At 66.7% G+C, this 12,909-nt stretch carries 12 protein-coding genes; 8 read left to right on the top strand and 4 right to left on the bottom strand.

Features of this window, described 5'->3' with window-relative positions; translation table 11 throughout:
* Positions 1–16 precede the first annotated feature (16 nt).
* Positions 17–286, top strand: a complete 270-nt coding sequence (gene rpsT, locus LC490_RS04105) for a 30S ribosomal protein S20 (RefSeq protein ID WP_031371909.1) — start codon at positions 17–19, stop codon at positions 284–286.
* Positions 287–362: 76 nt separating this feature from the next.
* Positions 363–548: a hypothetical protein gene (locus tag LC490_RS04100; RefSeq protein ID WP_152566213.1), complete on the top strand. Its 186-nt coding sequence runs from the start codon at positions 363–365 to the stop codon at positions 546–548.
* Positions 549–572: 24 nt separating this feature from the next.
* Here the strand turns inward: LC490_RS04100 and obgE are convergent, their stop codons facing one another.
* The 3 genes from obgE to rplU all read right to left on the bottom strand — a co-directional run bounded on the left by obgE (position 573) and on the right by rplU (position 2,412).
* Positions 573–1,640: an Obg family GTPase CgtA gene (gene obgE, locus LC490_RS04095; protein WP_031371910.1), complete on the bottom strand. Its 1,068-nt coding sequence runs from the start codon at positions 1,638–1,640 to the stop codon at positions 573–575.
* 178 nt (positions 1,641–1,818) lie between these two features.
* Positions 1,819–2,079 (bottom strand): 50S ribosomal protein L27, encoded by a 261-nt coding sequence (gene rpmA, locus LC490_RS04090; protein WP_031371911.1) that lies wholly within the window; start codon positions 2,077–2,079, stop codon positions 1,819–1,821.
* A gap of 12 nt (positions 2,080–2,091) precedes the next feature.
* Entirely contained in the window at positions 2,092–2,412 is a 321-nt protein-coding gene (rplU, locus tag LC490_RS04085) for a 50S ribosomal protein L21 (RefSeq protein WP_031371912.1), read from the bottom strand.
* A 360-nt stretch (positions 2,413–2,772) separates the two neighbouring features.
* Between rplU and LC490_RS04080 the strand changes: the two genes are divergently transcribed.
* The 6 genes from LC490_RS04080 to LC490_RS04055 all read left to right on the top strand — a co-directional run bounded on the left by LC490_RS04080 (position 2,773) and on the right by LC490_RS04055 (position 12,216).
* The gene (locus LC490_RS04080; protein WP_223619372.1) at positions 2,773–4,239 is read left to right on the top strand and encodes an OmpA family protein; all 1,467 of its coding nucleotides are present in this window, start codon (positions 2,773–2,775) and stop codon (positions 4,237–4,239) included.
* A gap of 13 nt (positions 4,240–4,252) precedes the next feature.
* Positions 4,253–4,765: a hypothetical protein gene (locus LC490_RS04075; protein ID WP_223619371.1), complete on the top strand. Its 513-nt coding sequence runs from the start codon at positions 4,253–4,255 to the stop codon at positions 4,763–4,765.
* A gap of 437 nt (positions 4,766–5,202) precedes the next feature.
* The gene (locus LC490_RS04070; protein ID WP_223619370.1) at positions 5,203–7,278 is read left to right on the top strand and encodes a S8 family peptidase; all 2,076 of its coding nucleotides are present in this window, start codon (positions 5,203–5,205) and stop codon (positions 7,276–7,278) included.
* Between the two features lie 278 nt (positions 7,279–7,556).
* Positions 7,557–8,453, top strand: coding sequence for an OmpA family protein (locus LC490_RS04065; RefSeq protein ID WP_223619369.1), 897 nt, complete (start codon positions 7,557–7,559; stop codon positions 8,451–8,453).
* Positions 8,454–8,731: 278 nt separating this feature from the next.
* Positions 8,732–11,653: an excinuclease ABC subunit UvrA gene (gene uvrA, locus LC490_RS04060; protein WP_223619368.1), complete on the top strand. Its 2,922-nt coding sequence runs from the start codon at positions 8,732–8,734 to the stop codon at positions 11,651–11,653.
* 152 nt (positions 11,654–11,805) lie between these two features.
* Positions 11,806–12,216 carry a thioesterase family protein gene (locus LC490_RS04055; protein WP_031371916.1) on the top strand — a complete coding sequence of 137 codons (411 nt, stop codon included), beginning with the start codon at positions 11,806–11,808 and terminating at the stop codon, positions 12,214–12,216.
* Positions 12,217–12,394: 178 nt separating this feature from the next.
* Here LC490_RS04055 and LC490_RS04050 read toward each other — a convergent pair whose 3' ends face one another.
* The gene (locus LC490_RS04050; RefSeq protein WP_223619367.1) at positions 12,395–12,886 is read right to left on the bottom strand and encodes a copper chaperone PCu(A)C; all 492 of its coding nucleotides are present in this window, start codon (positions 12,884–12,886) and stop codon (positions 12,395–12,397) included.
* Positions 12,887–12,909: the final 23 nt, after the last annotated feature.

Below are 12,909 nucleotides of genomic sequence, written 5' to 3'. Positions count from 1 at the left end.
TTCCAGGAATCCACTCGTGGCAAACATCAAGTCCGCCAAGAAGCGCGCCAAGCAGACTGTCGTGCGTAACGCCCGTAACGCCAGCCAGCGTTCGATGCTGCGTACCGCCGTCAAGAAGGTGCTGAAGGCCCTCGGCGAGAACGACGCCGCCAGTGCCAAGTCCGCGTTCGACGTCGCTCAGCCGATCCTCGACCGTTTCAGTGCCCGTGGCCTGATTCACAAGAACAAAGCTGCCCGTCACAAGAGCCGCCTGTCGGCCCGCATCAAGGCACTGGCAGCCGCCTGATACGTCGCTCGCGACGTGACGCAAAAGCCCGGCTTCGGCCGGGCTTTTTCGTTTTGCGGCCGATGCCGCGACGGACATGTCGGCGGAGTTCTTCGCGCTGTGCACCGCACGCATCATCGGCGCCATCGGTGAAGCGAATTTGAAGTCGAGCAGGCCCACGGCAACGCCCGCGCTCGAACGCGCCGGACTCAGTACCTGTGCAACAGCGAACGCGTCGCCCACGGCAAGGCCGCGACGCATCGCGCGCCGCAGCCTGGATTGATTCGGGTTCCGGCGAGCCTGCGGCTCAGGGAACATGGTCGCCGGCAGCGCTCGCGGCTTCGAGGGCATCGGCGCGCTGACGGTCGAAGAACGCCATCACGTCGCGCATGATCGGCCAGGTGCCTTCGCGGCCGATGGCCGAGACCAGATACCAACGGTCCTTCCAGCCCAGCTCGTCGATGACCGCCTGCGCCGCCGCCTGCTGCTCTTCTTCGAGCAACAGGTCGGCCTTGTTGAGCACCAGCCAACGCGGCTTCTCGAGCAATTCGGGATCGTGCTTGCGCAACTCGTTCTCGATCGCGCGCACCTGCTCGGCCGGAGTCACGCCCTCGACACCGCCCTCCATCGGCGCGACATCGACCAGGTGCAGCAACAGGCGCGTGCGCTGCAGATGACGCAGGAACTGCGCACCCAGGCCGGCGCCGTCGGCCGCACCTTCGATCAGGCCCGGGATGTCGGCGATCACGAAGCTGCGGTGCGCTTCGACGCTGACCACGCCGAGATTCGGATACAGCGTGGTGAACGGATAGTCCGCGACCTTCGGCGTCGCCGCCGACACCGCGCGGATCAGGGTGCTCTTGCCGGCATTCGGGAAGCCGAGCAGGCCGACGTCGGCCAGCAGCTTCAGCTCCAGCTTGAGCTCGCGCTCCTCACCCGGCAGACCCGGCAGGGCCTTGCGCGGCGTGCGGTTGATCGAGCTCTTGAAATGCATGTTGCCCAGGCCGCCCTTGCCGCCGTGCGCCACCAGCAGACGATCGCCGTGCGCGACCAGGTCGCCGATGATCTCGTCGGTTTCGACATTGGTGACCACGGTGCCGACCGGCACCACGATGACCAGATCGTCGCCGCCCTTGCCGTAGGCCTGCCGCCCCATGCCGTTCTCGCCGCGCTGGGCGCGGAACTGCTTCTGGTGACGGAAATCGACCAGCGTATTGACGTTCTCGTTCGCCACCAGCCACACGCTGCCGCCGGCGCCGCCGTCGCCACCGTCCGGCCCGCCGAGCGGAATGAACTTCTCGCGACGGAAGCCGATGCAGCCGTTGCCGCCGTTGCCGGCGATGACTTTGATTTCTGCTTCGTCTACGAGTTTCATAAGAGCCGGGAATGGGGAATGGGGATTCGGAAATCGTAAAAACAACAGCAAGGATTGTAGCGGCAGTGGAAGCTCCGGGTTTTCGCCTCTGCGAATCCCGAATCCCCACTCCCAAATCCCGGCTTACAAACGAAAAACCCCGCCGAAGCGGGGCTCCTCGCAGTACGTCGCGCCAGAATTACTCGGCGGCGACGACACTGACGGTGCGGCGCTTCTTCAGGCCCTTGGTCGAAAACTCGACCTTGCCGTCGACCAGCGCGAACAGCGTGTGGTCGCGACCGAGGCCGACGCCGGCGCCCGGATGGAACTGGGTGCCGCGCTGACGCACGATGATGTTGCCGGCTTCGATGGCCTGACCGCCGTAGATCTTCACGCCCAAGTACTTCGGGTTGGAGTCGCGGCCGTTGCGGGTGGAACCTACGCCCTTTTTATGTGCCATGGCGGCTTCTCCTTACTTGTTGTCGCCACCGGCAATGCCGGTGATCTCGATTTCGGTGTAGTGCTGACGGTGGCCCATCTGCTTGCGATGGTGCTTACGACGGCGGAACTTGACGATGCGCACCTTGTCGGCGCGGCCGTGGCCGACGACCTTGGCGGTGACGCTGGCGCCCTTGAGCGCGTCGCCGAGCGTGACGCCTTCGCCGTTGCCGAGCATCAGCACGGTGTCGAACTTGATTTCGCTGCCGGCTTCGACGTCGAGCAATTCGACGCGGAGCTTTTCGCCTTGCATCACGCGGTATTGCTTACCGCCGGTGACGAGAACTGCGTACATGACCAGGATTCCTCTGTAGTTATTTTGGTCGCTGCCGCGCCCAAGCGGGCGGACAGAAGCGGAATTGTAGCGGTGCCAAGGGCTTAGGGTCAAATCGCCCCAGCTTTGGTCCGCCGCCGCCCCAGCCGCGCCGGGCGGCCCCGGCCTGTCGCCCACTCGAATGTGCCTTCTAGTGTGCTTTCAATGTGCTTTCTTGACCACTTGTGCCCGTTCGTGGCCGTACGGACGCCGTCCGTCCGCCGGGTCGCGTCCGTGCGCAAAAAAAGCCGGTTCGACTGTGCAAATCCTGGCGGGAACATGATAAATCGGCGGTGCGCGTCCATTTTTCGTGATGCGCATCACACAATCATGGAAAGCACTATGCGCATCGACCTGTTAGACAACCTCATCAGCGACGTCTCCGGCCGCTTCGGCCTGACTAACGACAAGGCCCGCCAATTGGTCGGCGTCCTGATCGCCCTGATCTTCGACGAGAAACGCGGCGGCTTCGCCGGCTTCGTCCGCTTGTTCGAGCAGAAGGGCCTGGGGCGTCTGATCCAGTCCTGGGTCGGCACCGGCCCGAACGAATCGATCAGCGCCGCCCAGGTCGACCACATCTTCGGCGCGCCGCTGATCGGCGCGATCGCCGGCAAGCTCGGCGCCCCGGTCTCGGCCACCGCCGGCGCCATCGGCGGCCTGCTGCCGAACCTGATCAACGAGCTGACCGAGGGCGGCAAGGAGCCGACCGGCATCCCCGAAACCCTGAAGTCCTGGGTCGCGGGCATCGCCGACTGGCTGGGCGACCTCGGCCGCTTCGGTTGGGGCGCACTGGCGGCCAGCGCCGCCGCGGTGGGCGGTGCCGTCGCCGGCGGCGCGCGTGCGGTCGGCCACGCCGCCGACGCCACCGTCGACGCCGCGGCCTATGCCGCCAAAAAGACCGGCAGCGGCCTCGGCAAGATCCTGCCCTGGCTGTTGCTTGGCGCCTTGCTGATCGCCGCCTTCCTGCTGTTCAAGGGCTGCAAGAAGGACGAGGCCGTCGTCGCCGCGCCCGGCACCGACAGCTCGGTCTCCTCGACCGCGCCGATCGCGGCGCCGGCCGCTCAGGCCAACCCGCGCTTCAGTTTCGAGAACGTCGACGGCAAGGCGAGCGTCAGCGGCCAGGTCGCCAGCGACGCCGAGAAGACCAAGCTGCTCGATGCGATCAAGGCCACCTTCGGCGCGGACAACGTCAACGGCGACATCAGCGTCGACGCTGCGACCGCTCCGGCCGGCTGGATGGACAAGCTGATCGCCCTGCTGCCGGACCTGAAGGCCAGCGGCGTCAAGCTCGGCTTCGACGGCGACAAGATCGCCATCGACACCTCGGCGCTGCCGGAAGCGGAGCGTTTCGCGCTGTCGCAGAAGCTGCGCAGCGGTTTCGGCGGCTTCGAGATCAGCGGCCTGTGGGACAAGGCGATGGCGGCGTTGTCCTCGCTCAAGGCCGGCTTCAGCGCCGACGACCTGATCAAGGCGCTGAACCTGTCGGGCATCAACTTCGACACCGGTTCGGCCACGATCACCCGCGACAGCTACGAGACGCTCGCCAAAGCGGCCGAGGCCATCAAGGCCGCTCCGGCCGGCACCCGCATCGAAGTCGGCGGCCACACCGACAACACCGGCGACGCCGCGGCAAACTTGCAGCTCTCGTTGGATCGCGCCAACGCCGTCACCGCGAAACTGGTCGAACTCGGCGTGCCGGGCGAACAACTGCTCGGCAAGGGCTATGGTCAGGACAAGCCGGTAGCCGACAACGCCAGCGAAGAAGGCAAGGCGCAGAACCGTCGCATGGAATTCACCGTGCTCAAGTAAGCGGCGAGCGATCATGGATCGGAACAAAGGGCGCCTCGGCGCCCTTTGTTTTGCGATTGCGCCTCCGGCGCCCTTTGTTTTGCCGATGCGTCTCGGCGCCGTTCTTTCCTGGCGACTGCGCCTCGGTGCGGACCGTTGTTACGGCCGATCGGCGATGCGCGATGTTGCGCGCCTGCAACATCGCAACACTCGATATCGAACGTCGCGTTCGCAGCGTGCATTCACATCGCCTCTTCGCAGCGGAGCTTCGCAGCGCGCCTTCGCCCGTTGTCGCACGCCGCTTGAAGAACCGCGCATCCGATCAAGAAAAAACACGGCATCGCGACGCAAAGAGACCGACACAGTTCACAGTTCCGAAAGAAATTTTGCTCGAAGCGAAAATGCGCGCGAGCGCGCGCCCGCATCCGTTCGACGCAAAAAAACCCTTGATTTCCCGCATGGACGGATCGCCCTCACGATCGCGCCGTGCACGCGCATCGGCGCCGTCTGTGAGCCCAGTCGCATTCATGCGGTCATGACGGCGTAAACGACACTTGCACGCACCCACCGGCCTCAATTAGCTTCGATCCCGAGCGACAGCTTGGGGTCGCGCGACAAGGAACAGCACTTCGTAGCGCAGCCTCTGCGACGCAGACGCGCCACGATGATGCCGTCGCGTTGAATTCCAGTATCCCGTGCATGCCGTTCGCAGTCGTCCGCCATACCGGTTTCCAGCGCTGGGGCTTCGCTCCTGCGCAACAGACGCATTCTCCCACCCACTCACGCCGCCTTGCGCGCGTGCAGGCAGACGAATGCGTCTTCGTCAGCAATCCCGCAGCCCGACCCGCTCCTGGATGGACGCCGGCCGGCTGCCCAAGGAAGTACCTCGGAGGTTTTCGGCACCGCCTCCGCGGACCAAGGCCCGACGCTCGACAGGGGATGCGAAGGGGATCATGCGCAACGAAAGGATCAAGGATGTTTGTCATGAATCGTAAAGAACGTTCATTGAAATGGACCGCACTGGCTATCGCGACCGCCGTACTCGTCGCTCCGGCTGCCTACTCGGGCAGCAAGCTGCAGACGTTCTCGAAGTTGCAGGGACCGAAAGCGACGACCTCGGCCAAGGCAGTGAAGAAGGCCGCCGCCCAGACCTACGACCGCTTCATCGTCACCCGCGCGCCCGGCGCGAACGCCAAGCTCAGCGCTGCCGCGGTCAATAAGCAGTACGCCAACGCCGCCGGCAAGCTCGGCATCGGTATCGCCCCGATGCGTACCCTGGCCACCGGCGCCAGCCTGATCCGCACCGACACCAAGCTCAATACCGCTGCCATGAAGGAGCTGGCGATCGAGCTGATGAAGGACCCGAGCGTGATCGCGGTCGAACCCGATCTGCTCAAGCAAAAGACGATGGTCCCGAGCGATCCGGGCTACGCGCAGCAGTGGCACTACAAGAACGGCCCGGGCGGCATCAACCTCGAACCGGCCTGGGACATCACCGACGGCGACGGCATCGTGGTCGCGGTGCTCGACACCGGCATCACCCCGCACACCGATCTCGACGCCAACATCCTGCCGGGCTACGACTTCATCATCGACCAGGAAGTCAGCGTCGACGGCGACGGCCGCGACGCCAACCCGAACGATCCGGGCGACTGGCACGCCGGCGAATGCAACATCTTCGGCATCCCGGAAGACAGCAGCTGGCACGGCACCCACGTCGCCGGCACCATCGCCGCGGCCACCAACAACGCCAGCGGCGTCGCCGGCGTGGCGCATGGCGCCAAGGTCCAGCCGGTGCGCGTGCTCGGCAAGTGCGGCGGCTACACCTCCGACATCATCGATGCCGTGACCTGGGCCTCGGGCGGCACCGTCGCCGGCGTGCCGGACAACGCGACCCCGGCCGAAGTCATCAACCTCAGCCTCGGCGGCAGCGGCGCCTGCAGCGTGGCCGAACAGACCGCGTTCGACGCAGCGCGCGCGCGCGGCACCACCGTCGTCATCGCCGCCGGCAACTCGGGCGGCGACGTGGCCAACTTCTCGCCCGCCAACTGCGACAACGTCATCGCCGTGTCCGCAGTCGGCCCGACCGGCACCCTGGCCAGCTACTCCAACTTCGGCCCGAAGATCGACGTCGCCGCACCGGGCGGTTCCGGCGCGCAGCCGGCGGCCGACAACATCCTGTCGACGCTGAACCTCGGCCTGCAGGGCCAGGAAGGCCCGGGCTATGCCTGGATGGCCGGCACCTCGATGGCGGCGCCGCACGTCGCCGGCGTGGTCGCGCTGATGCAGTCCGCGGCGACCACGCCGAAGACCCCGGCCGAGATCGAGAAGATCCTGGTCAACACCGCTCATGTCGGCGGCCTGCCGGGCGGCTGCAGCTGGGCCAACCCCTGCGGTTCGGGCGTCGTCGACGCGCGTCACGCGGTCGCCGTGGCCAACGGCAGCGAGCCGCTGCCGCCGGATCCGCAGGCGCCGGAACCCGAGCCGCCGATCGAGCTGGAGAACGGCATTACCGTGACCAACATCGAAGTCGCGGCCAACGGCGTGATCAAGTACCAGTTGCTGGTGCCGAACGGCGCGTCGAACCTGTTGTTCGCCATGTACGGCGGCACCGGCGATTCGGACATCTACGTCAAGTACGGCGCAGAACCGACCAACACGTCCTACGACTGCCGTCCGTTCACCGCGAGCAACAACGAGACCTGCTTCTTCCCGACCCCGAAGGGCGGCGTGTGGTACGTCAACGTCAAGGGCTATCGCGCATCGGCGGGCATGTCGCTGTACCCGAGCTTCGTCGACGCCAATTGGCCGCGTCGGGTCGATGCCAAGGCCAGTGCGCTGCCGAACCACCGCACCTCGGTCAACCTGTCGTGGGAGAAGGGCAAGAAGAACATCGACATCTACCGCAACGGCGCGATCCTCAAGACCGTGCGCAACACCGGCGCCAACACCGATACCTTCCGCATCATCGGCAGCGGCACCATGAGCTACAAGCTGTGCAACAACCAGACGCAGGAATGCGCGGATCCGGTGGAGATCCAGTACAACTCCAGCAAGTGATCGCAGCGTAGGCAATCGCGAAGGGCCCGGATCGCTGGGCCCTTCGTTTTTTCCGGGGATGGATCGGCCCCGTTCGATCGACGGTCGTGGCCGCCGTCGCAGCGTTGCGGCGCAGCGAACGCCCGCGCCAGACGACTTCGGATGGACTAAGGCACTCCATCCCCATCCCGGTCGACGCGGCCTGCGGTCGCTCATCGTCCGGCCACATTCGGCACGCTTCGGCCATCGCACAAGCGCTCCATACTCACGAATCCCGGTTCCAGAACAGCGGAGACTTCATGCGCCATCCTTCATCCGCCCCACGCCGCCCCGCCCTCGCTCGCAGCGGCCTGTTATTGGCCGTACTGATCGCCGGCGTGGCCGGCTGCGACAAGCATTCCCCTCCGGCCGACGAGAGCGCGACGGCGGCCACGCCGGCGCCGGTCACCGCGCCGGTCGTGCGTTTCGACGCCAAGCTCAGCCTGGTCAACAACAACGGCGCGATCCGCTACGACGGCACCGTCGACAGCGAAACCACGCGCAAGGCGCTGAGCACCGCCCTGACCCAGGCCTACATGGGCCAGATCAGCGGCAGCCTCAACGTCGACAAGGCCGCCAAACCGGCCCCGTGGCAGGACAAACTGCCGCAATTCGCCGCGGCGCTGACCATGCCCGGCGCCGCGGTGAGCTTCCAGGGCACCACCATCGAGCTCAGCGGCCAGGCCTCCGACGCCGACCGCGTGACCCTGCTCGAGAAAGCCAAGGCCTTGTTCCCCGGCTACAACTACGCCGGCCTGTTCGAGGGCGTCGGCGGCGCGGCCGCCTCCTCGGACGCAGCCGCGCAGGCCCTGGCCGCGCTCGAACCCGGCAAGGCCGGCAGCGCCGAGATCGCCAAGGCGCTGAACCTGATGAACCTGCGCTTCGACGAGGGCAGCGCGCGCATCGCGCCGGCCAGCCTCGACATCCTCAGCCGCGCCGCCAAGGCCCTGCAGGCCGGCCCCAAGGACGCGCGCTTCGAGATCGTCGGGCCCGGCGGCGGCGCCGGCCAACCGGCCGACAACGAAGCCCTGTCGCGCCAACGCGCCGAGGCGGTCAAGGTCCAACTGATCGTCGCCGGCGCCAACCCGGGCGCGCTCGACACCCGCGGCGAACCCGGCGCGGCGACCACGCCGCTGCGTTTCAACCCGGTCGAATGATCCACCGGCCGCGGCCACCCGGCCCCGGTCTTGCAAGCTGAACCTGTCAGACGGGGGCCGACGGCCCCCGTCGTCTTTGCGCACTCGGCCGGCGTGCACGCCGGTGCGCGCCGGCCGGCGCCGCGGCCGCCATCGGTGAACCCCAGGCCCCACGGGCCTCGCGCGGCGGGTCCCAAGGCTTCCGTTTTCCGGATTTGCCCCCACCTAGCCCACTCGATACGCTCCTCTGTTCGCCGTCGCGTTTCGCGCCGGCAGCCCTCCCCCCTTGCAGGCACCCGATGGCGCTGGACTACATCCGCATCCGCGGCGCGCGGACGCACAACCTCAAGAACATCGATCTCGATCTGCCGCGCGACAAGCTGATCGTGATCACCGGCTTGTCCGGTTCCGGTAAATCCTCGCTGGCCTTCGACACGATCTACGCCGAAGGCCAGCGACGCTACGTCGAATCGCTGTCGGCCTACGCCCGACAGTTCCTTTCGGTGATGGAAAAGCCCGATGTCGACCACATCGAAGGCCTGTCGCCGGCGATCTCGATCGAGCAGAAATCGACCTCGCACAACCCGCGTTCGACCGTCGGCACGATCACCGAGGTCTACGACTACCTGCGTCTGCTGTACGCAAGAGTCGGCGCGCCGCGTTGCCCCGACCACCACTACCCGCTCGAAGCGCAGACCGTCAGCCAGATGGTCGACCAGGCGCTGGCGCTGGACCCGGAGCAACGCTACATGCTGCTGGCACCGGTGATCCGCGAGCGCAAGGGCGAGCACGCCCAGGTGTTCGAACAACTGCGCGCGCAGGGCTTCGTGCGCGTGCGCGTCGACGGCGAGCTGTACGAGATCGACGCGGTGCCGCCGCTGGCGCTGCGGGTCAAGCACACCATCGAAGCGGTGGTCGACCGTTTCCGTCCGCGCGATGACATCAAGCAACGCCTGGCCGAGTCGTTCGAGACCGCGCTCAAGCTCGGCGACGGCATGGCCCAGGTGTATTCGCTGGACAAGGCAGACGCCGCACCCCTGCTGTTCTCCTCGAAATACAGCTGCCCGGTCTGCGACTACTCGCTGCCCGAGCTGGAACCGCGTTTGTTCTCGTTCAACTCGCCGGTCGGCGCCTGCCCGACCTGCGACGGCCTCGGCGTGGCCGAGTTCTTCGATCCGGCGCGCGTGGTCGTGCACCCGGAGCTGTCGCTCTCGGCCGGCGCGGTGCGCGGCTGGGACCGCCGCAACGCCTATTACTTCCAGTTGATCCAGTCGCTGGCCAAGCACTACAAATTCAACGTCGATGCGCCCTGGCAGTCGCTGTCGGCGACGGTGCAGAAGGCAGTGCTGTACGGCAGCGGCGATGAGCTGATCAGCTTCACCTACCTCACCGAGAACGGCGGCCGTAGCCAGCGCAAGCATCGCTTCGAAGGCATCGTGCCTAACCTCGAACGCCGTTACCGCGAAACCGAGTCGGCGGCGGTGCGCGAGGAACTGGCCAAGTACATCAGCCAGCGTCCCTGCCCCGACTGCGGCGGTGCGCGCCTCAACCGCGCCGCGCGCAACGTGTTCGTCGCCGAACGCCCCTTGCCGGAACTGGTGGTGCTGCCGGTCGACGAAGCCTTGCAGTTCTTCAAGGCCCTGGAACTGCCGGGCTGGCGCGGCGAGATCGCGGTCAAGATCGTCAAGGAGATCGTCGACCGCCTGCGCTTCCTGGTCGACGTGGGCCTGGATTACCTGACCCTCGAACGCAAGGCCGATTCGCTGTCGGGCGGCGAGGCCCAGCGCATCCGCCTGGCCAGCCAGATCGGCGCCGGCCTGGTCGGCGTGATGTACGTGCTCGATGAGCCCTCTATCGGCCTGCACCAGCGCGACAACGAGCGCCTGCTCGGCACCCTGACCCGGCTGCGCGATCTCGGCAACACCGTGATCGTGGTCGAACACGACGAAGACGCGATCCGCCTGGCCGACTACATCGTCGACATCGGTCCCGGCGCCGGCGTGCACGGCGGCGAAGTCGTGGCCCAGGGCCAGTTCGCCGACGTGCTGAAGGCGCCGCGTTCGCTGACCGGCCAGTACCTCAGCGGCAAGCGCAAGATCGAGATCCCCAAGAACCGCCACAAGCCGAATCCGAAGGCGATGCTGCATCTGCGCGGCGCCACCGGCAACAACCTCAAGGATGTCGATCTCGACATCCCCTCGGGCCTGTTGACCTGCGTCACCGGCGTATCCGGCTCGGGCAAGTCGACCCTGATCAACGACACCTTGTACGTGCTCGCCGCCAACGAACTCAATGGCGCTTCGCAGACGCCGGCGCCGTATCGTTCGATCGAGAACATGGAGTTGTTCGACAAGGTCGTCGACATCGACCAGTCGCCGATCGGCCGCACGCCGCGTTCGAACCCGGCCACCTACACCGGCCTGTTCACGCCGCTGCGCGAGTTGTTCGCACAGGTGCCGGAAGCGCGCGCGCGCGGCTACTCGCCGGGCCGCTTCAGCTTCAACGTGCGCGGCGGACGCTGCGAGGCCTGCCAAGGCGACGGCCTGATCAAGGTCGAGATGCATTTTCTGCCCGATGTCTACGTGCCTTGCGACGTCTGCCACGGCAAGCGCTACAACCGCGAAACCCTGGAAGTCCTGTACAAGGGCTACAACATCAACGACGTGCTGTCGATGACGGTCGAAGCGGCGTTGAACCTGTTCGAGGCGGTGCCGACCATCGCGCGCAAACTCGAAACGCTGATGGACGTCGGCTTGAGCTACATCAAGCTCGGCCAGAGCGCGACCACCTTGTCGGGCGGCGAAGCGCAGCGCGTCAAGTTGTCGAAGGAACTGTCGCGGCGCGATACCGGCCGCACCCTGTACATCCTCGACGAGCCGACCACCGGCCTGCACTTCCACGACATCGAGCATCTGCTGGTGGTCCTGCACCGCCTGCGCGACGATGGCAACACCGTGGTGGTGATCGAACACAACCTCGACGTGATCAAGACCGCGGACTGGGTCATCGACCTGGGACCGGAAGGCGGCCATCGCGGCGGCACCATCCTCGCCACCGGCACGCCGGAGCAGATCGCCGCGCTGCCGCATTCGCACACCGGCCACTTCCTCGCCCCCCTGCTCGGCACGCCGAAAGCGGATGCGGCGAAGAAGAAGCCGGCGGCGAAAAAGCCCGTCTCCACCGCGACCGCATCGCGCGCCAAGAAGAAATCCGCCGCATGACCGATACCCAGCAGCCGCCTTCGGGTGGCAAGAAAGCGGCGCCGCGCAAGCGTGCGCCGCGCAGCCGCAAGGCCGCTGCGGCTCCGGCCACGGACCTTGCGACCGTTTCCAGCAATACCGCCGAGGCTGCCGCAGCGCAGGTCGCGGTGACCGTGCCGGCAACGCCGCCGGCACTGATCCGGGTACCCCTGTCGGTGCGCTGGCGCGACCTGGACGCCTTCAACCACGTCAACAACTCGAAGTTCCTCAGCTACCTCGAGGAAGCGCGCCTGCGTTGGATGGTGACCCTGCCCGGCCACGGCATGGACGAACACGTCGCCCCGGTGGTCGCGGCGGCGCATCTCAACTATCGCCGCCCGATCGAATGGCCGAACGAACTCGACATCGAACTGTTCGTCGAGCGCCTCGGCAACACCAGCCTCAGCATCGGCCACCGCATCGTCGGCGCGACCGACACCTCGGCGGTGTATTGCGACGGCAACGTCGTGCTGGTGTGGATCCACCGCGAAACCGGCCAACCGGCCGCGTTGCCGGAGCCGGTGCGCGCGGCCTGCACGGCTTGACGATTATCTGATCGTCGTTCGAAGCGACGCCATTACGTCGTCGCATTCGGATCCTGCATGGGCCGTTGCTTCAGGGTAGGAGCGGCGCAAGCCGCGACATCGTCCTGGCGGCGCCGACGCAAGCGCGGTTTCGCGCTCGCGGCTTACGCCACTCCTGCAGGGAAAGGACCGGAAGGATTCAGGGCGCGGCCTTGCGCACCTCGAACTCGCCGAACAGCGAGCCGCCGCCCTTGAGCGCGAACTCGACCGCGACGCGACTGCCTTCCTTGAGCGGCTTGTGCGGCTGCATCAACATCAAATGCAGGCCGCCCGGCTTGAGCTGGGCCGAACCGTCCGGGGCGATGCGCAGTTCGGGCACCGCGCGCATCTTGCTGACGCCGTCGACGATACGGGTCTCGTGCAGGGACACATCGGCGAACGCCGCGCTCTTGGCCGAGACGATGGTCACCGGCACCGAGCAGCGATTCTCGATGCGGCCGAAGCCGGCCATCATCGGCATCTGCATCGGCGGCATCCGCACCCAACCGTCGCGCACCTGCGCAGCGCAGGCCTTGCCCGCGGGTGCCTTGGCTTGTTGCACGGCGCGGCCTTGCGCGCCGGCCTGAAATACCGACGCCGCGGCCAGCATGGCGGCGAGCGTCAACCCCGTTCGGATGCCAGATACGTTCATCGGCCTATGATACCTCCCGCCTG

This window comes from Lysobacter sp. ESA13C (assembly GCF_019970005.1).
Lineage (GTDB): Bacteria > Pseudomonadota > Gammaproteobacteria > Xanthomonadales > Xanthomonadaceae > Lysobacter > Lysobacter antibioticus_B.
The sequence above is the reverse complement of the archived record's forward strand: the minus strand, read 5'-3'. Positions and strand labels throughout refer to the sequence as shown.

Excerpts from the sequence above, each read along its gene's own strand:
- LC490_RS04070 (WP_223619370.1), top strand. The coding sequence starts at position 5,203 with ATGAATCGTAAAGAACGTTCATTGAAATGGACCGCACTGGCTATCGCG.
- LC490_RS04050 (WP_223619367.1), bottom strand. The coding sequence starts at position 12,886 with ATGAACGTATCTGGCATCCGAACGGGGTTGACGCTCGCCGCCATGCTG.
- LC490_RS04080 (WP_223619372.1), top strand. The coding sequence starts at position 2,773 with ATGCGCATCGACCTGTTAGACAACCTCATCAGCGACGTCTCCGGCCGC.
- obgE (WP_031371910.1), bottom strand. The coding sequence starts at position 1,640 with ATGAAACTCGTAGACGAAGCAGAAATCAAAGTCATCGCCGGCAACGGC.
- rpmA (WP_031371911.1), bottom strand. The coding sequence starts at position 2,079 with ATGGCACATAAAAAGGGCGTAGGTTCCACCCGCAACGGCCGCGACTCC.
- LC490_RS04100 (WP_152566213.1), top strand. The coding sequence starts at position 363 with ATGTCGGCGGAGTTCTTCGCGCTGTGCACCGCACGCATCATCGGCGCC.
- LC490_RS04075 (WP_223619371.1), top strand. The coding sequence starts at position 4,253 with ATGGATCGGAACAAAGGGCGCCTCGGCGCCCTTTGTTTTGCGATTGCG.
- uvrA (WP_223619368.1), top strand. The coding sequence starts at position 8,732 with ATGGCGCTGGACTACATCCGCATCCGCGGCGCGCGGACGCACAACCTC.
- rplU (WP_031371912.1), bottom strand. The coding sequence starts at position 2,412 with ATGTACGCAGTTCTCGTCACCGGCGGTAAGCAATACCGCGTGATGCAA.
- LC490_RS04065 (WP_223619369.1), top strand. The coding sequence starts at position 7,557 with ATGCGCCATCCTTCATCCGCCCCACGCCGCCCCGCCCTCGCTCGCAGC.